Below are 24,550 nucleotides of genomic sequence, written 5' to 3'. Positions count from 1 at the left end.
TGTATAACGGAAATAAACCTTCCACGTAAAATGGAAGGTAGGAGGTTTCAGTTTTTTAGCGGGGGAGGCAGTTTCGTTATAAACTGTGCATAGCCGTCTTTGGTTTTGATGTAATTTAAGGAGTGGAATCGTTTCAAGTTTCGTAAATCTTCAGCAGTGTGGGGGTACAACTCTTCTTTTAACTCTTCAAAGTTCTTTTTATCGCACCCTGCAATCAACATATAAGAGGCGTTAGCGCTTCGTAATTCATCGCGCATGTATTTGAGCTGATTAATGTAATGACAGCTAATAATAGGCTTCATACCAAACTTAGCGATTTGACTGAGCTTACTTTTCAAGAATTGTTCAGTGTTTGCAACTTGGTATATTTCATCAATCACTAAATTCACTTTCACTAAATCTTTTTCGTTTAGTTGATCGGCTCGAACCTGTAACGCTAACCATATTTTTGTCATCCAGTACGTCGTGAAAATATCTTTCTCTGCATCTGTCGTAAACATGTTTTGGGTCATTTTAATAACGATGAGTTGATTCTTCTGCATTTCTTCTACTAAATTGATGTTTTGTACTGTGTTCTTTTTTAGCATTAACTCCATGTAAGTATTCCGTTTAAGAGCATTCAAGCGATCAATGATACCCGCTTGCACACGCGTTCCAATGACTTCGCCATCTTTATTCTTATCATCTAGTTCATATAAACTGTCGATGTATTCATTTAAAAACTCTGCCTGTCGGTCAGGCACTTCACCGATGAACTTGTGTCGCTGATTGTGATTGAGTAGTACAGCAAACACATCCTTCAAGCTGCCACCGTTGATATACACAACGAGACATGCACTCTCTAAATACCTCTCCATTTTGGGCGTCAATCGACTGGCATCGCTATCGCTGTTGACGGAGTTGATAAGTGTAAGCGTATTTGAGGTTTGGCGCTTAGCGTTTTCGTACTGTTTGAACGGATCCGTACTAAAACCTACTTCGTTATAGCCAATGCCTTGAAGCTTCTCAAAATCGTCGCACCTTATCTCAAGTACCTTATCCTTACTAAAACAAGATGCTACTTCATCTGAGAGCTCACATTTCTTGATAAAGTCGAAAATAATGACACACTCGCCGTTGTTAATGGCACCTTTGCTTAAATTGGCGATGAGCGTACTTTTACCGGCGCGAGTGGGCCCGATTAATAGCAGCATTAACTTTTTAAACTGCTCGTCGTCAGACAGATATGCTTTTTGCGTATGACCTCGGTAAGTCACTTCACCGATGCACATCGAACCAGACTGTAGATCAGAAGGAATTTGCGTTTCTTGTGTCTCTACTCTTTCCATAAAGCTGTATTTTTCAATTAGTTCACGTCCAGGTAGTGCAATGAAGTTTTGCGCTTCTTCATCGAAAATCTTATTTGTGTCAGCATTTCTAATGCGAGTGTCTGTTAAACGAAGAGGAGTTTTAATACGTGATTTTACGAGCTTGTTGTCTCCTGCTATTACCTCGAAAGCGTCTGCAATGGATGTGGCATAACTGCTCTCATTTCTCTTGATTTTACTTTCAGCCATGATAACGATTTGGCTCTCAAGAATGCTACCTCGACCTTTTCTGTCTGTGCTTTCAGAAAGTTGTCTGCTGCCATTCAAGCGGTTAACAAACGTCTCCAGCATATTTTCTTCTGTTTTCTTTTCGTTTTTACCGACAAGTGCTTCGCTGATGTCTTTAATCAGGTTATCAAGTGTAGAAAAGAAAAGTTTAAAAATATATGACAATCCTGTTTTATCTCGCTCGGTAGGAACACCGTTTTTAACTTTATTTACAGTATGCGCGTAACTATGCCTGAAGCTGTTTTGAGATGTAGGGATGAAGTTATACAGTATGCCGACTTTATCGCCTTCTTCTAGCATTTCTACTACGTTTAACGATGCGTTGAGCAACTCATTGTTCGTGCGATTGGTGTGAAGACTTAACCCGTCTTCTTTTAGATATGAGAGTTGATACTGGAGGCAATCTTGACTGAAATTAGGGAGGTCTTTCTCTTCAATCATTTCTACTGTGACGTTATGCCAAATACTTGAGATGCGTTCTTTCATGATTTCTGTGAAGGTAGTGGGGAAGATGAAGTAAAATTCGATTTTATTTTTCTCCATATAAATGAAGTAACTTACTTTGCCGTTTAGTGAATACGTAAACTTTGTATTTAAGGTAAATTCTCGACCAAGTAACTTGAAGGTTTTCCGTTCTTTAACTGCTATTTTCTTCACGATCGTTTGATACGTATTCGCAATGGTTTTAGCAATTAGATGCGTATTTGTATTACGTATAGAATTGTTCGGAATAACTTTTGCAAAAGTGTAGGAAGGCTTAACTATCTCAATCATAGGAAAGGCTCCAGTAACCCTTGTATTAAAATATGCGTTACCTGTAAAACACCGAAATAGCGTTTAGCCCTTTGCATGCCAGCTACATGCATAAGAATGAGTACGCCTCCGCCAAGTAAGGCAGCGGAATAGCTGATTTGGGTTGCTACGTCAGCAGCAGCTAACCCGACACCTTTTATAATAGAAGTAGTTTGTGTGCGAATTTCTTCAACTAGTGCATCATACACGTGCGAACACCTCGCTTATCTTATCGAGTCCTGTAGGTAAACCGAGCAAGATACAAAAGATAACAATGTACTGTAAAAAGGTCCTTTTCGCACCATCGAAATCCTCTTTTAATGTTTTACCGACAGTGTCCCATGCGCCTTTACCAATAATAATCCACTTAGCTATACCGATAAATTCATTAAAATAGAGATCTCTCGCCATCGCATCTAAACTTGAGTTGGCGAAAACAGGCGATGCAGTAAGGACAAAAGTAGTAGTTAAAAGGGCAACCTTTCCTACCTTTCGACATGTACGATATGAGTCTTTCGAATAGTTTTCTTTTAACCCTTCAAAAAACATGAAGTTTTCCACCTTTTTCAGTATATTTCGCAAGACGGTTTGCATAAGTTGTGGTTAAGACCACCCACAACGTCATAGCCTCTTTTCGTGCATTTTTACCTCTGTATTCAAGTCACTGTCCACCGGGACACAAATTCCTCAACTGTTCGATTCACCGATTTACTGGCATCCTTATGATAATCCACAATGTAAAAAAGAAGAGACGTTAATGTTTCGTTTTGCTCCAGTTGATTGTTCACGTCTGAAAGCACAGACTCGAGAATTTTCTTGTGAGCAGGGTTTATTTTTCCACTTAAATAGTTGGCTACGTATTCATTTAAAAACATTTCACTTTTCATGCTATATTCGATAAACAGGGCAACTACTTTGGCTACACTGCAATCAAGTGCATACGCTACGCTGCTACAAAATTCATACGTATCCTCATCGAGCATAAGAGAGATGCGCTCAATTTCACCGTTAATTTTCGGCAGTGTTTTGGAAGAGTTGTTTAAAGCTGGATAGTCTCTGCCTTGTATTCGTATCTCGCGTTTAAAGTAGGGGATTAACTGATTTACATACTGTTGCTGAATAGCATAATCGCATAAGTCCTGACCAATCTGCTTCACACTCACGCCTGTCAAAAAACGAATTTTATAAATTGTATCCTTCGTCTTTATTGAAATAAAAGGCTTTGCGTCGCGCTTTTCCACTGTCCTGAATACCTCCTTCTCGTTGAGACACTGTCTAGTGTCCCGTTGTCTTGCTAACACCTTATTCGTTCGTTTTGTTGAATATGTGTATAATTTTGAAATTTTTTTACGATACTTCATAAAAAGGGCGAAAAAGGTGATAGACGTGAAGAAGTTTACAGTGGAAGATAAAAAGAAGATCGCAGCAGAGGTAAAAGCGACATCAGAGAAGTACGGGTTGCCTAAATTCGATAAGAAGAAAAGTAAAAAGAAGTAGAAGCCGAGCGAAATATTAGGCTTCTTTTTTCATTTGCAAGACCTTGCTATTCCGTTCTAGCGGTTTTCGTAATACACTGTACGTGAGGTAAATGCGCCTAAAACAGATAATCCGACACTGTGACAATTATATCTAAATAACTTTTTCCGGTAAACAAGTGTTGTTTACTTTTCATGTACTTTGTTTACCGAGAGGCTTAAAGTGCTAAATGTAAAATTGTGGAGTAAACAAAGTAAACAAGTCTGTCTGTTCTGTTTACCGAGTTTGTTTACCGTTTTAACGTAGGCACATCAACGCTTTAAGGTAAACGGTAAACATATTAAACATAAATATACTATTAAACATAAAATTATATATTAGATAGATATATAGTATATATGTTTACCTATACACGCCTACGCGTATATATAATATGGGAAGCACGTTGAGTACGTTTACTTTGTTTACGTTTAAAGTTTTTGTTATAGCGAAAAGAGTTATTTTTAATTTTTAGGAGAGTGGTGACAATGTTTCAATTTGACTGTTTTATAGAGAACTACAATAAGATTCGATTTAACACGCACGACAATATCGGCAGTGGTCCAATCAACTTACCGCCAATGGAAATGCATACGAGTGCGACATGGATGAGCTTTGACTTACCGGAAAATTGGTCTGAAGAGCAATTAACAGATGCATTAAATGGAGCAGCTTATGCGATGGGGAGCTTTATTCCGCTCTTTGTGCATTGTGATCGCAGTGATTTGTCGGTTGTCCCACAAGTAAAAGCTATCCATAACGAACGTCCGACGATTTTTATTTACGATAGCTATCCAGGAGGCATTGGCTTAAGTGAGCGCGTTTACGATATTTTAATGAGTTTGCTAGAGCGAACAAAGGAGCATGTGGAAAAATGCCCATGTAAATCGGGCTGTCCGTCCTGTATTGGTGCACAAGATAGTATCGGTGAAAGCAAACAACAAGTATTAAAAGTACTGTCTATCCTAATTGAAGAAATGAGCTGGATTCCATGAGTTATGAAAACAAAATTCTTCAAATGAAAAAAATGCTCGGTAAAAAAACAGAGAACAAAGTAGAAAAGCCCGTCTTTCAAAAACCAGACCGACCAAGCTATGTAGAGCAGTGGGAAAATGCTGGATTAACGCTTGTTGAAAATGACTTGGGTGTGCTATTTAAACGAGCTGTCACATATCCGCTTGATTATAAGCACGGGGCATACGAGCTATGTGAGCTTTTTGAGGCGATTCAGCTCTGGGAAGATGCAGGACATGAGCATCCTTATGCGGTGACGTTCGATGATACACTTGTCTTTTTTGATACGGAAACGACAGGCTTAAAGGGTGTGGGTACACATATTTTTTTACTGGGCTTTTTAGAAACAGATGAAGAAGAGTTTACGTTGACACAATATGTGCTTGCTGATCCATCGAATGAAGCGGCATTTTTGTTTGAATCGAAGCTATGGCAAAGGGCAGTGACAATCGTATCTTATAACGGAAAAAGTTTTGACTGGCCGCAGCTTGAAACACGCTGGACATTAAACGGGGCGCATATTCCTCGACTACGCTCACAAAAACAAATTGATCTTTTACATAGTACGAAGCGGCTATGGAAAAACGATTTAGAAAAGATGAAGTTAACAACGATTGAACAAGAAAAATTAGGTTTTTGTAGGCAAGGTGATATTCCAGGCTTTTTAGCACCTGTTATATATTTAGATGCGGTAAAAAGCGGTCAGCCAGATGCCCTTATGAAAGTATTACAGCATAATGAATGGGATCTTTTGTCGCTTATTACATTGTATATTCATTCAACCCAGTTGCTCTTTAACAATCAGTTACAAGATTCTGCTACAACTTATACTAACATCGGCAAATGGTTTAATGATTTAAAGCTAAAGGATACGGGGATGGAGGTTCTTTCGACTGTTACAGAAAACTTTGATGTAGCGGATACCGGATTAGCGCATTATTATTTAGCACTTGAACAAAAACGTACTGCCCAATTTGAACTGGCGGTGAAGTCTTTTGCAAAGGCGCTACCAACGATTGACATCCCTTATAAAATTAAAGCGTATGAACAATTAGCCATCATTGCCGAACATCATCTAAGAGATTACGAGGAAGCGGTCACGCATACGCAAACAGGCTTGCATTTAATTAGTAAACATAACACATGGTCAATGGCACAAAAAGATAAGCAAATATTGGCATGGGAAAAACGTCTCCAAAGACTTAGAACGAAGGTAGAAAAATATAAATAACTAGCACTTTCATTCACGTTTTTTTATAGGCTTTATGTTATAATGAAGCCACGCATGTTAAGTATGGAAGGGCGATGTGAATTGGATATTAAATTAACATCAAAAGATATTTTGGAAAAAGAATTCAAAAAAAGTGTAAAAGGCTATAATATTGATCAAGTAGATCAATTTTTAGATCAAATAATGGAAGATTACGATAATTTCGAGCAAGTCATTAATGAGCTGAAAGCAGAAAATGAACGTCTAAAAGAGGAGTTATCAGGTAGTGTTAGAAAACCAACTCCGCAGCCAACTACGAGCAATATGAATTATGATATTTTAAAGCGTTTAGCAAATTTGGAAAAAGCTGTGTTTGGTGATAAGCTCAAGGAAAAACTGTAGTAACATACTTATTGTTATTTTTTTTGATTTCTAGTATAATAGGTGTACATCATGAAATTCGAGTAATCGCTGCAACGTATAAACGTTGTAGAGGAAAGTCCATGCTCACACGGATCTGAGATGACCGTAGTGTTCGTGCTTACTGAAAAAATAAGGTAAGGCAAGCATTAGCTTGACGGCGGAAGGAATACCTAAGTCTTTGGATATGGTAGACACTTCCTGAAAGTGCCACAGTGACGTAGCTTGCTTGGAAACTTGTAAGGTGGAACGAGGTAAACCCCACGAGTGAGAAACCCAAATTATGGTAGGGGCACTCTCCAGAAGGAAACGAACGGATGGAGGGACGCATTAGCTTGCTAATGTGTAGATAGATGATTACTGCCTGATACGTACGAGGGGAGACCCGTTTGAGTACTCAGGAACAAAACATGGCTTACGGAATTTTATTGATGCTTTTTTGATGAATAAAAAAGGCTCTCCATAACTTTTTGGAGAGCCTTTCTTTTAGAGATAAGGGTGAGAAACAATGAGTGAATGTACCACTATAGATGTGGAGAAATATAGATTGCTTTCCCAATATCCAGACTACTTAATCATGAAAATTTTCGAAAACGTTTCGGAAGGCATTATGATTACAGATCAAGATAAAAAAATTGTAAGTGTAAATCCGGCGTTTGAATTTGTAACGGGTTATAAGAGCGAAGAAGTAATGGGGAAAAACCCTTCTATTTTACAATCGGGCATCCATGAACTTTCGTTTTATTTAGATATGTGGCGAAGTATACATGAAAACGGCATTTGGCAGGGAGAAATTTGGAATCGCCGTAAAACGGGAGATGTGTATCCTGAATGGCTCACTATTTTTTCGGTCAAAGATTCAGTAGGTAATATTACGAATTATTGTGGTATATTTACGGATTTATCTGAGCGTAAAATCGTTGAAAATGAATTAGAAAAAAGAACGTTAACGGATTCATTAACGGAAGTGTGTAATCGTTTTGCCTACTTAGAACGTATGAATACATTGCTTGAGTCGAGTACGAATTTATCGCATAATGTACAACATGCCGTATTTTTTTTAGACTTAGATCGTTTTAAACAAGTAAATGAAACACTTGGTCATACAATGGGTGACTTATTATTAATTGAAATTGCTAAGCGGATTAAAGCGCTGTTAAAAAATAAAGACATATTAGCACGATATGGTGGCGATGAATTTGTTATTACGTTAACAAATATTGTCCATCCGCGTGAAGCAGCAAAATTTGCAGAGCAAGTGATTCGTGTCATTGAAGCACCGATTATTATAAACGATCAGGAAATTTTTGTTTCTACGAGTATGGGCATTAGTATCTTTCCGACAGACGGTCAAACAACAGAAGAATTAGTAAAATGTGCAGATAAGGCAATGTCTTATTCTAAACAAAATGGCCGTAATGGTTTTTCATTTTATTTCGATGACTTAAGTACAGATACGAAACGGGTCCTTTTACTAGATATAGAACTTCGAAAGGCAATCGAACAGCAAGACTTCACACTTTATTTTCAACCGAAAATTGATATAAAAACATTGCAAGTGAATGGGGTTGAAGCACTTGTTCGCTGGCAAAATGAAAAATTAGGGTTCGTATCACCAGCTGAATTTATCCCATATGCAGAGGAAACAGGTCTAATCATTCCTATAAGTGAAATTATATTTGAAAAAGCTTGTGAAGGATACAAGCAATTAGTGGAAGCCGGTTTTCCTAAAATACCGATTGCTATTAACGTATCGAGTATTCATTTCCAACAGCAAAAGTTTTTAGAGTCAATACAAGCAATACTAGAAAAAAACAATACTTCTGCTCAAAATTTTGAAATTGAAATGACAGAACGTACTGTTATGAATAGTGCGGCGGAAACGATTAGTAAGTTAGTAAAGTTAAAACAACTTGGCTTTAAACTTTCGCTGGATGATTTCGGAACGGGCTATTCATCACTTAGTTATTTAGTAAGATTTCCACTTGATGTACTAAAAATTGATCGTAGTTTTATTCAACATATTTGCTCTCTTGATGACAAACAAGCTGTTGTCGATGCGATTATTCAAATGTCGCATCGTCTAAAAATGAAAGTTGTAGCTGAAGGTGTTGAAAGTGGGCGACAAGTGGAAATATTAAAGGGAATGGGCTGTGATATGATTCAAGGATATTATTACAGCAAGCCATTGCCCATGAATGAACTGTTAGATTTTTTACAGTTCTGGGAAGTCGAACATCAAGGAAGGTAATACATTTATGACAAAATTTCAATTAGTTGCAACAGCAGCGATGGGTCTAGAATCCATTGTAGCGGAAGAAGTACAAGCTTTAGGTTACGAAACACGTGTAGACAATGGGAAAGTATATTTTGAAGGTGATGAAACAGCAATTGCTCGGTGTAACTTATGGTTGCGTGTTGCAGATCGTGTAAAGATTGTTGTGGCACAATTTCCTGCGACAACATTTGAACAACTTTTTGAAAGCACGAAAGCAATTGAATGGGAGCGCTATTTACCGGTCGACGCAGCGTTCCCTGTATCTGGGAAGTCTGTGAAATCTAAATTATTTAGTGTCCCGGACTGCCAGGCAATTGTGAAAAAAGCTATTGTTGAGCGAATGAAATTCCATTACAAACGGTTAGGCTTTTTAGATGAATCGGGTGCAACATATAAAATTGAAGTATCCATTTTAAAAGATGTGGCAACTTTAACGATTGATACATCGGGTGCAGGCCTTCATAAACGTGGGTATCGTCAAGTACAAGGGGAAGCCCCATTAAAAGAGACACTGGCAGCAGCATTAGTGAAAGTTTCGAAATGGAATCCGAACCGCCCGTTTGTTGATCCGTTTTGTGGCTCTGGGACAATTCCATTAGAAGCAGCGATGATTGGTCAAAATATTGCACCGGGGTATAACCGGGAATTTATCTCAGAAGATTGGCACTGGATGAAAGCGAAAATCTGGGATGAGGTACGGGATGAAGCGGATAGTATAGCGAACTATGACCAACCACTTCAAATTATTGGTTCAGATATTGATCATCGAATGGTAAATATTGCACAAGAAAATGCATTAGAAGCAGGTTTTGGGGATATAATTACATTTAAGCAGATGCAAGCAACAGATTTTACAACAAAAGTAACGGATGGTGTTATCATTTCCAATCCACCATACGGCGAGCGTATCGGGGAGAAAGAAGAAATTGAACGTGTCATTCGTCAGCTTGGTGAAGTGATGAACAATTACCCAACATGGTCTGTCTATATGTTATCTTCAATGGAAAATTTTGAGGCACTTTACGGGAAAAAGGCAACGAAAAAGCGTAAACTATTTAATGGCTTTATCCGTACAGATCTGTATCAATTTTGGGGACAAAAGTCGAAGCGCGAAGATTAATCTAGACGGAAGGGGGTGGCTCCTTCCGTTTCGTGTTGTAATTTAAGAGTTTTAAGGGAGACGTTATATGAGAGAATCTTTACCATTTGAGTTACAAAAAGACAAATCCTTCTTTGATTCATTAGGAGATTGGTTAGGGGATGTCCTATATGATGAGCTACCAGAAAAGGGCTTTGAATGCCGCGATGAACAAATTTTTATGGCCTATCAAATTGAACAGGCATTAAAGGAAAAGAATGTGTTATTTGCTGAGGCAGGGGTAGGCACAGGAAAAACAATTGCTTATTTATTGCCAGCGGTATCGTATGCTCGTTATACAGGACGTCCTGCACTCATTGCTTGTGCTGATGAAACATTGATTGACCAGCTTGTAAAAGAAGGTGGCGATATTCATAAGCTTAAACATGTGTTAGGTTTAAATATCGATGTCCGTCTAGCAAAATCGCGGGATCAATACTTATGTTTAAAGCGTTTTGAAGAAGCAGAAAAAGTGGAGACAGATGAATGGATTGATGATATCGCCTTTACAATCCCAGAAGAAGTATATGCTTCCGGTCCCTTGACAAAAGCTGTGCCGTACGGTGATCGCTCGGATTTCCCAACGGTTGGGGATGAAGATTGGCAAAAGGTAAATTACAATGCTGTCATGCAATGTGCTGTTTGTGATATGCGAAATCGTTGCGGTCAAACATTGCATCGAATGCATTATCGTCAATCAACGGATTTAATTATTTGTTCGCAAGATTTCTTGATGGAGCACTTAGCAACAAAAGAATCGCGTGAGCGCGAAGGACAGTTACCACTACTTCCGGAAGTTTCGATGATGGTATTAGACGAGGGACATTTACTGGAGTATGCCGCACAAAAGGCGATGACAGTAAAAGTGCAAGCATCAACCATTGTAGGCATGCTAGAGCGTTTAATGGTCGATGGTGTGCGTGAACGTACACTTTATGCAATGGAGCGATTACAAGATAACCATGAGCTGTTTTTTGATGAATTACGCGATTGCCTAGTGGAATCAATGGAAGACCGCAAACGTATTAATAAATCAGAACGTCTTCTATCTTTAGGGAAACAAGTAATTGATGCTGTAGAACAACTGCTTGAAGAATTTGTATTCGAATCAGAGCTTTATATGATTCCAGAATACGAGCTAAATATGGCGGAGGAATTTTTAGAGCAATACGTCGCAGCCATTCGTATTTTTGTAGCACAAGGAGATGCAGTTGATTGGTTAGAAGAAACAGATGGTGAAGAAACACTTGTTATTATGCCGCGCTTAATTACAGAGGTGTTACAAGAAAAACTATTCTCAAAAAAATTGCCGATTATTTTCTCCTCTGCAACACTATCGGTCAATAAAGATTTCTCTTATATTGCTTATAGCTTAGGAATTAAGAAATACCAATCATTTAGCGTACCATCACCATTTGATTATGAAGATGTAATGAAAATTTATGTACATGAGCTACCACAAGAAGAAAAGGTGCGTAAAGTGCAATCACTTCTTCGGGATGGCGAGAAAACGCTCGTGCTATTTAAGTCAAAACAAGCTATGATGGCGTTTAAATCAAGCTTATCCATTATGGACCGTATGTCAGTTGCATTTGAAGGAGATCGCGAATTATCAGCTATCGTGCGTGATTTCCAAGAAGGCACAGTGAAAACGTTATGCTCGTATCATCTATGGGAAGGGTTAGACTTACCAGAAGAAGCATTAACACGTGTCATTATTTTTGACTTACCATTCCCACCGTACGATCCGCTATTTGATGCAAAGCGCTCCTTTGCAGAAAATCCATTTGAAGAAGTGGAACTGCCATTTATGCAACTACGCTTGCAACAAGGAATAGGGCGTTTAATTCGCACATCCAATGATTATGGGGATATTCATATTTTATTAAATGAACAAGAGGCAACAGTAAAAGCTGAATTTGAAAGCATTTTACCGGTGAAGCCTTGTTAAAATAAAGAGTGCAGGATAAGTGTGAATACTTATTCTGCACTTTTTATATGTTTCATAACGCATTGAATAATTCATATACTTAAGAGAAAAGGTTTTTTTCCTATATTTTGATATATAAGGTAGGGTTATATTTTACATAATGTGGTAAAATGAGTTTGCGCTTTTAATGCCGTATGAGTGTGGAGAAGGGGACTCACAAGAACAGCGAGGAACGAGCTGCTAGCACAAATCAACATATCCCCATGTACTCATTAACGATAAAAGGTTAATCAACACGTGTGATTTAATAGATAGTTTGTAGTACATACATTACCAAATGGGTAATTATGGGGGGGAGAGAAGTTGGATATTTTATATTCGAAAATAGTGGCGCCCAATCCGGCTGCACACTATATGCGAAAATCATCGATCATGAAAAAGTTAAAGAAAAGTAAAATTTCTACACTGACGTTGTTACATAGTGGTCCGGGATATGGGAAAAGCTCTTCGTTAGCCCAATATTTTGCAGATGAGAACATATTATTTAGTTGGTATCAAGTAACTGAAAACGATGATAGTATTTTGCCATTTTTAAAATATTTATATGAAAGTATTAAAACAGTTTATACGGACTTTGAACTGCTTGATCCTTCTTGGGATCAAGTGACAACTTTTTTAAAAGTAGAACATTTAAACAAGTTATTCACATTATTTTGCAATGCATTCGCTCAAATGAAACAAGAGATTTTTATTGTAATCGACGATTTTCATCTTGTACAGCATGTGTTTCAAATCAATTATGTACTGGACCAGATGATGAAGTTTGCACCACCAAACGTGCACTTTGTGATAGCGACCCGCACATACCCTACATGGGATTGTCTACATCATTTAAAAAATAAGCGTTTACTAACGGTTATTTCGGAAGAAGATTTTGTATTTACGACAGATGAGATTAGCGTTTTATTTGATGATTATTATGAAACAATCTTAACGGAGAATGAAGTAAACAAAATTTATGAAATAACGGAAGGGTGGGTAATGGCTGTAATCCTTCTTGCTATGCAAGTTGAAAATGAGCGATATCCGTTTGATTTTTCAAAAATTACATTGCAAGACTTTGATGAGTACTTATCCTATGAGTTATTTCAGCATTTAGATTGGGATTATCAACAGTCTTTGTTTAAATTTAGTTTATTTGATACATTTTCTGCTGACATTATTCAAGATATTTTTGGGGAAGAGGAAGTAGAGCAACTCGATTATATTTTAAATCATTATGCATTTATACAAAAACTGTCTAACGATAAAGAATATCGATTTCACAGCTTAATCAAACAGTTTTTAGTGCAACAATACGAAAAATTAAACCAACAAGATGTCGCAAATATGCATAAAAAAATAGCCATTTATTTTATTAATAGTAACAATATTGTACAAGCGTTTTACCATATTACCCAAACAAATGACGAGCCGTTTATTTGTGAGATGTTAATTCATTATGCGGATTATTTTATGCAAGTCGGACATTATAAATGGTTGTTAGAACGAATCAAAAAATGTTCGTTTGAAATGCGAGAACAGTTTTATCCGCTTTATTATATAGAGGGAGAATGCTTACGAATCGGTGCTTTTTATAAAAAAGCGAGTATGGCGTTTGATACATGTATCGAAAAGGCGACACACCACCAGGATTTACTGTCGATTGTTCGCTCTAAGGTCGGGCTTGCCAAAATATATGTAGATACGTTGCAACCTTCTATTGCAAAGGGGTATTTACATGAAGCATTAGCGTTATCAGCGAAATGTCAAATGCCCAAGCAAGAATATATTCAGTTGAATCTTCAGTACGTAGAAAATTTAGTGAATATTGGGCAAGCTTATAAAGGCATTCACTATTGGCAACAATTAAATTTAGATAATGATTTATTGCATTTAGGCAATATCGATATTCGTATGTATTTAAGACAAGGGGCCTTACATGAGGCAAAGCTACTTGCAGAGTCAAGGCTATTTGAACAACAAGGTGGAACGGTTGCTCATCGCGAAACAGATGCATTATTGTCATTGATTTATGCCATGATGGGGAATAGAGCGCGTGCTAAGGAAAGTGCTTATAGAGGCTTGCAAAACAGTACAGCGACGCATGAAGTGTTTAACATAGCTGTTGCGCATATACGTAATGGACATGCAGAGCTATTATTAAATCCATATGACCCGTCGGAAGCAATTACCCATTATGAAACAGCAGTACAGCAAATGGAACAAATACGAATTAAACGTATTAAAGCGGAATGCTATGTAGGATTAGCGATAGCCTATGGCCGTACTGGCAATGTAATCGAAGCAAAGCGTTATGCATTTTTAGGTTTAACAGTGACAGAAAAGGTGGAAGATCGGTGGGTAACAGGGTTATTGAAACTAGCTCTTCTCATTTTATATGTAGAAAATGACTTGATGGATGAAGCAAGACAAATGGCGAAGGAAACGCGGATTGCTTTTGAAGAGGTAAAAGATTCTTACTGTCTAATGGTCACGTATTTCTGGTCTATGTATGTAGCAATGAAAACAAACGATGTACATGAATATAATGAATATAAGAGAATGTTTGAATCATTAATCAATCAGCATGCCTATCACTTCTTTTTATCGAAAGTCACGTTATTTGGTGCAAGAGATTTGGTGGAAACGCAAAGAGTACTTCATTTTAATAGAGAAGATCATAAGCCCGCTATCTATATAAAGCTTTTTGGACCAACGTTATTTGTGAGGAACTGGCAAGCTGAGCATAAAGTATGGCATCGAGAAAAAGCGAAGGAATTATTTATTTATCTTTACCTAAATCGAAATCGATATTGCTCAAAAGAAGAAATGACCGCTAAGCTATTTCCAAATAGTATAGAAGAAGTAGCTGTAAGGGATTTTAAAGTGGCCTATAATGCGCTATTAAAAGTGTTAGAGCCTAACAGAAGTGCACGGGAAGAACCTTTTTATATTGAGCGCAAGCAGTCCATGTATCGTATTTGCCAGAGGCCTTATATTATGAGTGATATTGAATATTTTGAGCAGCTTATTGCTCTAGCAAAAAGGCAGCATGATCCGTCGCTTCAAAAACAATGGTTACTAAAAGCCGTCCAGCAATACACAGGCGATTTATATGAAGATAGCACACAGGTTGAATGGATTCAGCAAGAGAGAGAACAGTATAAAACACTCTATGTAAAAGCATTACAGCAATTGGCGCATATTTATTTTGAAGAACAACAGTTTGAAAAATGTTTGCAAGAATGTGAAAAAATCATAGTAAAAGATCCCACTTGGGAAGAAGCGTATCGACTGATGATGTGGTGTCATTTCTATCTTGAAAATAAAGTACAAGTTCAAAAAACATATGAACGATGTGAGAGGGTGCTATTAGAAGAGTATGAGATGGAACCGATGTCATCCACAACAGAAATTTTTGAAAAACTTATCAAAATATAAAAGCACTTGGGCTGTCCTAAAAGTTATGATGCAATGACTTTTGAGGACGCCCTTTTTATTTTAGAAGCTTATCGGATATATGGAGAGCTTTTTGTAACTCGTTTGTAACTACTAATAAGTAAGATAGTATCAAAGCATTATGTAAGCGCTTTATTTCATGTGAAGGGGGAATGAAGATGAAGAAAATGTGGTCGCTTTTATTTTTATGTTTGTTCATGTTAGTGTTAGTCGCTTGTTCGGGGGATGAGGGTACAACAAACTCTGATTCTACTTCAAATGGTAGTGATGTAGCTTCAGAAGAAGGTCAAAATGCAGCAGAAGGTGGCACAGTTAAAATTGGAGTACTTGCTTCTTTAACGGGTGCATTAGAATCCTATGGGAAGCAAACGCAGCGCGGTTTTGAGCTAGGTTTAGATTATGCGACAAACGGTACGCTAGAAGTGGAAGGCAAAAAAATTGAAGTAGTTTGGGAAGATACAGAAACAAAACCAGAAGTAGCTGTACAGAAAGCAACAAAATTATTAGAAGATGATGGCGTAGATTTCCTAGTAGGCTCTTCTAGTTCTGGCGATACACTTGCTGTGTTACCGCTTGCGGAAGAGTACGAAAAAATTATGGTTGTAGAGCCCGCAGTAGCAGATAGTATTACAGGTTCAGAGTTTAATCCATATATTTTCCGTACGGGACGTAATTCTTCACAAGATGCGTACGCTGCTGCGGCTGCGATTGCAGGTGACGGCGTGAAAATCGCTACATTTGCCCCAGACTATTCATTTGGATGGGATGGTGTGAAAGCATTCAAAACAGCTGCTGAAAAGCTTGGAGCTGAAGTTGTGTTAGAAGAATATGCAGATCCAGCAGCGACGGACTTCACATCCAATATTCAAAAAATTATTGATGCCAAACCGGATTACCTATTCGTTGTGTGGGCTGGGGCAAACTCCCCATGGCAACAAATTTCAGATATGAAGGTACAAGAGAAGGGGATTAAAATATCGACAGGTGCTCCAGATATTATTGCTTTACAGTTAATGGGACCATTAGTCGGTATGGAAGGCTTTAGTGTGTACTATCACACGCTGCCTAATAATGAAGTGAATACGTGGTTAGTAGAAGAACATAAAAAACGCTATAACAATGAAGTACCAGATTTATTTACACCAGGAGGGTTTTCAGCGGCTGTAGCCATTGTAGAGGCTTTAAAACAATCTGGTGGAGATGCAGATGGCAATACATTAATTCCGTTAATGGAAGGCATGTCATTTGAAACACCAAAGGGTACGATGACTTTCCGTAAAGAAGACCATCAAGCATTGCAAACGATGTATTCAATCCGTTTAGAGACGGTGGAAGGTGTTGAATATCCAGTACCTGTTCTCATTCGTGAACTTTCACCTGAAGAAACAGAGCCTCCAATTATGAATGAATAAATGCTACACACAGACCGCAAAAAAGCGGTCTGACTCTCTTAGTCTTTCTGCATGAAAAGAAACATTAAGAGAGTCAGATCGAAGGAGGGGAAGAAATGGAGCCTATTTTAAAAACTGCTCATTTAGGAATACAGTTTGGTGGACATAAGGCTGTGGAGGATGTGACGATTGAAATTCCTGAAAAACATTTTAAATCGATTATTGGGCCGAATGGTGCTGGTAAAACAACCTTTTTTAATTTAATTAGTGGTGAGCTACGCGCGACTAACGGTGAAGTATTTTATAAAAATCAAAATATTTCTAAGCTTTCCCCAGTAGAAAGGACACGGTTAGGGCTCGGGCGTTCTTTTCAAATTACAAATGTATTTCCGAATTTAACTGTATTAGAAAACGTAAGGTTAGCAGTGCAATCAAAAGAAAAGGTACGATTTCACGTATTTAAACATTTCACCTCCTATAAAAAAATGCTAGAAGATGCCATGAATATGCTGGAGCAGGTGATGCTTGCAAATAAAGCCTATGTGCTAGCAAGCCAATTATCGCATGGTGAAAAGCGAAAGTTAGAAATTGCAATGCTATTAGCTTTAGATACGGAAGTGCTTTTATTAGATGAGCCAACTGCAGGTATGTCATTAGAGGAAGTGCCAGCGATATTAGATGTGATCCGCACAATTAAGCAAAGTGGTGAAAAAACGATTCTCTTAATTGAACATAAGATGGATATGATTTTAGACTTATCGGATTCCATCATGGTGCTATTTAATGGACGCTTATTAGCAGATGGTACACCACAGGAAATTATGAATAATGAAACAGTCCAAAATGCGTATTTAGGAGGGCTCTACGATGAACAGCTTACTTCGACTTGAAGATGTACACACACATATTGGGCAATATCATATTTTGCAAGGCATCAATATTGAAATTGTAGCAAATGAAGTAAATGTACTATTAGGGCGAAATGGTGCGGGCAAAACCACAACATTAAAAACCATTATGGGCTTAACACCAGCATCCAAAGGGACTATTCATTTTCATGAAACGAATATTACAAAAAAAATGACGTATGAAATTGCCAATATGGGCATCGGCTATGTTCCTGAAGATCAAGGAATTTTTAGTGACTTAACGGTAGAGGAAAATTTGCGTGTGGCGATGCGAAAGGAAGACGATAACACACTGCAAAAAAGAGACTATGTACTTGAACTTTTCCCAGACTTAAAAACATTTTGGAAAAAAGCCGGGGGTAAACTTTCAGGGGGGCAAAAGCAAATGCTAGCGATGGCACGAGCTTTTGTCAATGATAGTGAAATGCTATTAATTGATGAGCCTTCCAAAGGTTTAGCACCGATTGTGATAGAGAAAGTCATGGAAGCGATCAATGAGATGAAAAAAGCCACAACGATTGTACTCGTCGAACAAAATTTCTTCATGGCAAGTGGGGTTGGGAATTATTATACGATTATTGATGATGGAGAGACAGTGCAATCCGGAGTGATGAAGGAGTTAATTGAGAATGAGCAATTAAAACGCAAATACTTAGGAATCGGATAGGGGGGATGAGAATGGAGCTAATCATTAGTTTAATCATTAATGGCTTGGCTACAGGGATGTTAATCTTCTTATTAGCAGCTGGGGTGACATTAATTTTTGGCTTAATGGATGTACTTAACTTTGCACATGGTGGTTTGTTCGTTTGGGGCGCTTATACCGGTATATTTGCTTATGCAGCGACAGATAGCTTTATCATCGGGATATTGATAGCACTCGTAACGGGTGCGGTACTTGGACTCATTACAGAAAAGTTGATTATTACACCTGTGTATGGAAATCACATTCAACAAATTTTAATTACGCTAGGATTAATGATTGTTTTATCCGAATGTATAAAAGTCGTATTTGGCCCTAATGGCATTCCTGTTAGTGTACCGCCATTGCTTGCAGGTAGCTGGGAAGTAGGCAATATTATCATTATTAAGTATCGTATTTTCATTATCGTCATTGGCTTTATTATTTACGGTATATTCCATTATATTTTGACAAGAACAAAGATTGGTTTAATTGTCCGGGCAGGCGTAATGAATAAGGAAATGGTGCAAGCATTAGGGATCAATATTAAACGCGTATTTTTATATGTTTTTATGGTCGGTGCAGCACTAGCGGCACTTGGCGGGGTGTTAATGGCGCCGTATTCCGGTGTGATTTATGCAGAAATGGGCATGGAATATGCAATTTTAGGCTTTATCGTTGTTGTAATCGGTGGTATGGGCAGTTATTCGGGTACATTGTTAGCGGCGATTTTAGTCGGATTAGCAGGTAGCTTTATGGCCTATTATGTACCGTATCTATCGCTTGCGGTCAATATGATTATTATGGTCATTGTCCTTGTTTTCCGTCCACAAGGCTTATTTACAGTAGCGAAAGGGTGAGATGATGAAAAAACAATCCGCGTTTACAACCTCTAATATTGTCCTTTGTTTAATAGCTATTGCACTCATTATTTTACCGTTCATTTCAGATTCAAGAACAATGCTTATTTTACTAACACAAATTTTTATTTTTGGTATTTTAGCAATGAGCTATGATTTATTGCTAGGTTTTACAGGAATTGTGTCATTTGGGCATGCCATGTTTTTTGGACTAGGTGCTTATAGTTCAGCGATACTGCTTAATATATATGAAAATACAATGCTTGTTTTTATGATATCGATTGTCATTGGTATGATGCTATCCGCTATTTTAAGCTTTTTTGTAGGGTTATTGACATTGCGCCTAAAAAGTCATTATTATGCGATGTTAACACTGGCCATTTCAGGACTTTTATTAGTATTAGCGGAAAAATGGCGTACAATGACAAAAGGGAATGACGGCTTCACATTTCGTGCACCAGAGATTTTTCGAGATCGCATGATGTTTTACTTTTGTGTATTAGCTTGTTTAATACTCCTCTTTATTATTTGTAAACGCTTTGTTAGCTCCCCTCTCGGAAGGGTTTTAATAGCAGTCAGGGAAAATGAGCAACGTACGGCCTCATTAGGATATAAAACATTACATTATAAAGTCATTGCTTCTATGATAGCAGGGGTAATTGCAAGTATTGCCGGCTCATTGTATGCGGTATCTTTACGTTTTGTAAATACGAGTGTGATGTCAATGGATATTACGTTAGATGCCCTTCTAATGACAATTATTGGTGGGGTCGGTACATTAGTCGGTCCTTTAATTGGGGCAGCTGTTATTGAATTTGCACAACACTATTTATCTGGTTTAGCAAGAGAGTATCCGATTTTTGAGCGGTGGATTATTATCTTTGGGATTATTTACATTTTAGCCGTCATCTTTTTCCCAAAAGGAATTGCTGGCACGTTTGCGCAAAAGTACGGGGAATGGAAAATGAAGAGAACAGTAAATCATCATCCCCCTCCGAGTAAGGTGCAGTCTATACCTGTGGATGAAAGAGGTGAGGTGAAATGAACATTGGTATTTTATCAACAGGTGTTTATTTACCTGAACTTAGGATGACAGCGGAAGAAATTAGTGCACAGTCTAATATCCCTGTTAATATTATAAAAGGGAAAATGGGCGTAATTGAAAAACCAATTCCTGCTAAATATGATCACACAGTTCAAATGGGCATTTGGGCAGCTCAAAAAGCAATTGCGAAAGCGAAAATCGACCCGAAGCAGATTGATGTCATTATTTATATTGGGGAAGAACATAAAGAATATCCCCTTTGGACAGCAGCCATTAAAATGCAGGAAGAGCTCGGGGCTAGTAATGCTTGGGCATTTGACGTTCAATTACGCTGTGGAACAACAATTATGGCGATGAAGATAGCGAAAAGCTTAATGCTTGCAGATGAGTCCATTCATACCGTTCTTCTAGCAGGAGGATATCGCAATAGTGATTTGATTGACTATCACAATGAACGAACACGTTTTATGTTTAATTTAGCTGCAGGCGGGGGCGCGATAATTCTTCAAAAAAACCTCAATGAAAATACGGTGTTAGAAGCTGAAATTATGACGGATGGTTCTTTTTCAGAAGATGTGGTTGTGCCTGTAGGTGGAACAAAGCAGCCGCTTACAGCAGAATTACTTGCACAAGGGGCATATCGTTTAGATGTATTAGATCCGGAAGGCATGAAGATGCGTCTGGAGGAAAAATCACTGAATAATTTTATTAAAGTTATTCGTTCATCGTTAGCGAAAAGTGGCTATAGTGAGCAAGATTTAAAATATATTGCGATGTTGCATATGAAAAGATCGGCTCATAATTATGTATTAAGTACATTAGGATTGTCTGCGGCGCAATCCATTTATTTAGAGCGATACGGTCACATCGGTCAGCTCGATCAAATTTTATCGCTGGAATTAGCACTGCATGAAAATAAAATTCACCAAGGGGATATTATCACGTTGGTAAGTGCTGGGATCGGCTATGCTTGGGGAGCGATTACAATTAAATGGGGAAAGGAACATGCATATGAATAGTATGGATTGTTTAAAAGAAGTGCAATTATCTAATGGTGAAACGCTCGCCTATCGTGAACGACCGGGTGGAGAACAAGTAGTTCTTCTTGTACATGGAAATATGACCTCCTCGAAACATTGGGATTTATTAATGGAAAATTTACATGAGGAATTCCGTATCATCGCGCCAGATTTAAGAGGCTTTGGGGGCTCTAGTTACAATAAGCGGATTACACATATAAGTGATTTTGCTGAAGATTTAAAACAATTTGTCGATGCATTATCATTAAAAGATTTTCATTTAGTCGGTTGGTCAACAGGCGGGATGGTATGTATGCAATATTGTGCTCTTTATCCAGAGGACTGTCATAAACTTGTACTGATGGCATCGGGGTCTACACGTGGTTATCCGTTTTATGGCATGACACCTACTGGACAAATCGACATGGCCAATCGGTTTACAACATTACAAGAAATTGAACAGGACCCATATAAAACAAAGGCAGTACAGTATTTATATGATACAAAAAATAAGGATGGTCTCCGGGCAATCTGGAATGCTGCTATTTACACACATCATCAACCACAGCCAGAGCGGTATGAGGCGTATTTAGAGGATATGTTAACACAGCGAAATTTAGGGGATGTTTATTATAGTTTAAATACGTTTAATATGAGTACTATAGATCACGAAGCAGGAAAAGGAACGGGTGAAGTAAATCATATTACACAACCTGTACTCGTGATGTATGGTGACCGAGATTTTGTTGTCGTAGAGCAAATGACAAACGAAATAATTGAAGATTTTGGCGGTAAAGCAAAAGTAGTCAAAATGGAAAACTGTGGTCATTCACCGTTAATAGACAACTTGGAACAATTGACAAGCGAAATTGAAAAATTTTTATTGGAGGGGTAATATGCGATTACAAAACAGGGTAGCCATTATTACGGGCGGTGCAAGTGGAATCGGCTTAGTGGCGGTAAAAAAATTTATGGATGAAGGAGCCTCAGTCGTTGTAGCTGATTTTAATGAAGAAGCGGGAAAAGAACTGGTAGCTTCTTATAAGCAACATGAAAAGCCAATTTTATTTGTTCAAACGGATACATCTAAACGTCAAAGTGTAGAGGCACTTGTTCAGAAGGCTGTCGATACGTACGGCAAAATTGATATTTTAGTGAATAATGCAGGAATTACAAAGGATGCGATGTTACACAAAATGACAGAACAACAATTTGATGATGTGCTAAATGTTAATTTAAAGGGGGTATTTAATTGTACGCAAGCTGTTATCCCCCACATGATAGCACAAGGTTATGGCAAAATTATTAACACATCATCTGTCAGTGGTGTTTATGGGAATGTAGGGCAAACGAATTATGCGGCAACGAAGGCAGCTTTAATTGGGATGACAAAGACATGGGCAAAAGAGTTAGGACGAAAGGGCATTAATGTAAATGCCGTAGCACCAGGCTTTACATTAACAGCAATGGTTCAAAAAATGCCTGAGGAAATATTAGCGAGAATGGAATCTGTTACAGCCCTGCAGCGTTTAGGTCAACCTGAGGATATTGCTAATGCATATTTATTTTTAGCTTCCAATGAATCAGATTATATAACAGGTCATGTTCTTCATGTCGATGGGGGTATTATGATGTAAGGGGGGAGTTTGATGTATGATGGGCAACAATGGATTTTAAAGCGTGCACAACTAACCCCTGATAAAAAGGCGCTAATTGAAATCGAAACAAAGCGGTACTGGACATATCGTCAGCTCACAACGGAAATTGAGAAGTGGCAACGTATTTTATGTGCACACAACATTCAAATCGGTGATCGCGTATGTATGATGAGTGAAAATAATATAGATACATTTGCGGTGTTATTTGCATGTGGGCTACAAGGAGCGATTTTTGTACCGATTAATTGGCGCTTAAGTGAGCAGGAAATAGTATATGTTGTGACGGATTGCAAACCACAGCTTTGTATATATGAGCATACATTTGCGTCTATTGTAGAAAATCTCCCAGTAGAGCATAAATGGTCGCTTTCTGAGCAATTAGGGGATAGAACCGTACAGCTATCTAGCTTTTCATCATGGCAACCAACAAAACCATGGCTCATTATTTATACAGGTGGAACGACAGGACATCCGAAAGGCGCTGTATTGTCATTTGAGTCAGTTAATTGGAATGCAATTAATACGATTGTGAGCTGGAATTTAACTACTGACGATTGCACGATTAATTATATGCCCCTTTTCCATACGGGGGGAATTAATGCGTTAGCGGTGCCGTTATTAATGGCAGGGGGAACAGTCGTAATTGGCAGGAGATTCAATGCGGAGATTGCGGCGAGAGCGTTAAATGAATATCATTCGACCATTTCATTATTTGTCCCAACAATGTATCAGGAACTCGTGCAAACGGAATATTTTCAACAGGCACATTTTCCAACCGTTAAAGTATTTTTATCTGGCGGAGCACCGTGTCCACAAACCATTTACGATACGTTTCATCAAAAAGGGCTGTTGTTTAAAGAAGGCTATGGGTTAACAGAAGCGGGGCCGAATAATTTTTATATTGACCCGATACAAGCGATGAAAAAGCGCGGGGCTGTCGGAAAAAGTATGCAATTTAATCAAATCCGTATCGTAAAAGCAGATGGTTCGTTATGCGCTATTGGTGAGGTTGGCGAATTGCAACTAAGAGGAAAGCATTTATTCAAGGAATATTGGGAAAATGAGCAGGCAACGAAAGCGGCATTTAGTGATGGTTGGTTTAAAACAGGGGATTTAGCAAAGATGGATGAGCAACAAGATGTCTATATTGTTGGCCGAAAAAAAGAAATGATTATTTCAGGTGGAGAAAATATTTATCCACAAGAAGTGGAACAATGCATTATTCAACACCCAAATGTGAAAGAAGTAGCAGTGATCGGCATACCAGATGAATACTGGGGTGAAATTGTCGCTGCTTGTATTGTTTGCGAGCAGGAAGTGAGCGATTTCGAAGAGGAAATTCGTATAAGCTGCACGAAACAGTTAGGAAAATATAAAATCCCGAAGAAAATCTTTCTACTGAATGAACTGCCAAGAACAACAGTTGGAAAGATTGATAAAATAAAGCTAAAGCAAGCTGTTATTTTAAATGGATGTATGTAGCGGTGTTCGGTGGTGTAAAGTAACTAAGAAGGGGGCGTCTGAAAAGAAATTTTGAGACGACAACTTTCCGAGCACTATAGGAGTAATATTTTTATTAAGAAGTGAGGGGGGT

At 38.1% G+C, this 24,550-nt stretch carries 19 protein-coding genes, 1 other RNA gene and 1 pseudogene; 17 read left to right on the top strand and 4 right to left on the bottom strand.

The genetic code is table 11. From position 1 onward, the window contains the following. Positions 1–47 precede the first annotated feature (47 nt). From AC3II9_RS07790 to AC3II9_RS07775, 4 genes are all read right to left on the bottom strand, one after another. The gene (locus AC3II9_RS07790) at positions 48–2,369 is read right to left on the bottom strand and encodes a type IV secretory system conjugative DNA transfer family protein (protein WP_489154551.1); all 2,322 of its coding nucleotides are present in this window, start codon (positions 2,367–2,369) and stop codon (positions 48–50) included. Beyond that, complete coding sequence (locus AC3II9_RS07785) at positions 2,366–2,596, bottom strand: hypothetical protein (protein ID WP_489154549.1); 231 nt, start codon at positions 2,594–2,596, stop codon at positions 2,366–2,368. The genes AC3II9_RS07790 and AC3II9_RS07785 overlap by 4 nt, the downstream gene beginning before the upstream one ends. After that, positions 2,589–2,936 (bottom strand): hypothetical protein, encoded by a 348-nt coding sequence (locus AC3II9_RS07780; RefSeq protein ID WP_489154547.1) that lies wholly within the window; start codon positions 2,934–2,936, stop codon positions 2,589–2,591. The genes AC3II9_RS07785 and AC3II9_RS07780 overlap by 8 nt, the downstream gene beginning before the upstream one ends. Before the next feature lie 107 nt (positions 2,937–3,043). Then, on the bottom strand, positions 3,044–3,628 hold the full coding sequence (locus AC3II9_RS07775) for a hypothetical protein (RefSeq protein ID WP_489154545.1): 585 nt from the start codon (positions 3,626–3,628) through the stop codon (positions 3,044–3,046). Positions 3,629–4,420: 792 nt separating this feature from the next. On the opposite strand from AC3II9_RS07775, the pseudogene AC3II9_RS07770 reads away from it, so the two are divergent. The 17 genes and pseudogenes from AC3II9_RS07770 to AC3II9_RS07690 all read left to right on the top strand — a co-directional run. Then, positions 4,421–4,897: pseudogene (locus AC3II9_RS07770) on the top strand (Zn-binding domain-containing protein); the annotation flags it as partial. Then, positions 4,894–6,147 carry a ribonuclease H-like domain-containing protein gene (locus tag AC3II9_RS07765; protein WP_489154543.1) on the top strand — a complete coding sequence of 418 codons (1,254 nt, stop codon included), beginning with the start codon at positions 4,894–4,896 and terminating at the stop codon, positions 6,145–6,147. The pseudogene AC3II9_RS07770 and the gene AC3II9_RS07765, both read left to right, overlap by 4 nt. A gap of 81 nt (positions 6,148–6,228) precedes the next feature. Then, positions 6,229–6,528 (top strand): cell division regulator GpsB, encoded by a 300-nt coding sequence (gene gpsB, locus AC3II9_RS07760; protein WP_489154541.1) that lies wholly within the window; start codon positions 6,229–6,231, stop codon positions 6,526–6,528. A 54-nt stretch (positions 6,529–6,582) separates the two neighbouring features. Further along, an RNA gene (gene rnpB, locus AC3II9_RS07755) (RNase P RNA component class B) lies at positions 6,583–6,969 on the top strand. Between the two features lie 85 nt (positions 6,970–7,054). Then, positions 7,055–8,797 carry a sensor domain-containing protein gene (locus AC3II9_RS07750; protein WP_489154539.1) on the top strand — a complete coding sequence of 581 codons (1,743 nt, stop codon included), beginning with the start codon at positions 7,055–7,057 and terminating at the stop codon, positions 8,795–8,797. A gap of 7 nt (positions 8,798–8,804) precedes the next feature. Next, the gene (locus AC3II9_RS07745) at positions 8,805–9,944 is read left to right on the top strand and encodes a THUMP domain-containing class I SAM-dependent RNA methyltransferase (protein WP_489154537.1); all 1,140 of its coding nucleotides are present in this window, start codon (positions 8,805–8,807) and stop codon (positions 9,942–9,944) included. A 67-nt stretch (positions 9,945–10,011) separates the two neighbouring features. Continuing rightward, positions 10,012–11,913, top strand: coding sequence for an ATP-dependent DNA helicase (locus tag AC3II9_RS07740; protein WP_489154535.1), 1,902 nt, complete (start codon positions 10,012–10,014; stop codon positions 11,911–11,913). A 342-nt stretch (positions 11,914–12,255) separates the two neighbouring features. Then, on the top strand, positions 12,256–15,375 hold the full coding sequence (locus AC3II9_RS07735) for a BTAD domain-containing putative transcriptional regulator (RefSeq protein WP_489154534.1): 3,120 nt from the start codon (positions 12,256–12,258) through the stop codon (positions 15,373–15,375). Between the two features lie 176 nt (positions 15,376–15,551). After that, positions 15,552–16,805 (top strand): substrate-binding domain-containing protein, encoded by a 1,254-nt coding sequence (locus AC3II9_RS07730; protein ID WP_489154532.1) that lies wholly within the window; start codon positions 15,552–15,554, stop codon positions 16,803–16,805. 95 nt (positions 16,806–16,900) lie between these two features. Beyond that, positions 16,901–17,674 carry an ABC transporter ATP-binding protein gene (locus AC3II9_RS07725; protein ID WP_489154530.1) on the top strand — a complete coding sequence of 258 codons (774 nt, stop codon included), beginning with the start codon at positions 16,901–16,903 and terminating at the stop codon, positions 17,672–17,674. Beyond that, entirely contained in the window at positions 17,652–18,359 is a 708-nt protein-coding gene (locus AC3II9_RS07720) for an ABC transporter ATP-binding protein (RefSeq protein ID WP_489154528.1), read from the top strand. The genes AC3II9_RS07725 and AC3II9_RS07720 overlap by 23 nt, the downstream gene beginning before the upstream one ends. 11 nt (positions 18,360–18,370) lie before the next feature. Further along, positions 18,371–19,234 carry a branched-chain amino acid ABC transporter permease gene (locus AC3II9_RS07715; RefSeq protein ID WP_391372096.1) on the top strand — a complete coding sequence of 288 codons (864 nt, stop codon included), beginning with the start codon at positions 18,371–18,373 and terminating at the stop codon, positions 19,232–19,234. Between the two features lie 4 nt (positions 19,235–19,238). Continuing rightward, the gene (locus AC3II9_RS07710) at positions 19,239–20,279 is read left to right on the top strand and encodes a branched-chain amino acid ABC transporter permease (RefSeq protein WP_489154527.1); all 1,041 of its coding nucleotides are present in this window, start codon (positions 19,239–19,241) and stop codon (positions 20,277–20,279) included. Continuing rightward, a complete protein-coding gene (locus AC3II9_RS07705) occupies positions 20,276–21,298 on the top strand; it encodes a 3-oxoacyl-ACP synthase (protein ID WP_489154525.1) in 1,023 nt (340 codons plus the stop codon). The genes AC3II9_RS07710 and AC3II9_RS07705 overlap by 4 nt, the downstream gene beginning before the upstream one ends. Next, a complete protein-coding gene (phaZ, locus tag AC3II9_RS07700; protein ID WP_489154704.1) occupies positions 21,291–22,193 on the top strand; it encodes an intracellular short-chain-length polyhydroxyalkanoate depolymerase in 903 nt (300 codons plus the stop codon). Before AC3II9_RS07705 ends, phaZ begins: the two co-directional genes overlap by 8 nt. A gap of 1 nt (position 22,194) precedes the next feature. Continuing rightward, positions 22,195–22,935 carry a 3-oxoacyl-ACP reductase FabG gene (gene fabG / locus AC3II9_RS07695; protein WP_489154523.1) on the top strand — a complete coding sequence of 247 codons (741 nt, stop codon included), beginning with the start codon at positions 22,195–22,197 and terminating at the stop codon, positions 22,933–22,935. A 12-nt stretch (positions 22,936–22,947) separates the two neighbouring features. Continuing rightward, positions 22,948–24,438: a class I adenylate-forming enzyme family protein gene (locus tag AC3II9_RS07690; protein WP_489154522.1), complete on the top strand. Its 1,491-nt coding sequence runs from the start codon at positions 22,948–22,950 to the stop codon at positions 24,436–24,438. The last annotated feature ends 112 nt before the right edge of the window (positions 24,439–24,550 follow it).

The organism is Lysinibacillus sp. RU7 (genome assembly GCF_057837305.1).
The sequence above is the reverse complement of the archived record's forward strand: the minus strand, read 5'-3'. Positions and strand labels throughout refer to the sequence as shown.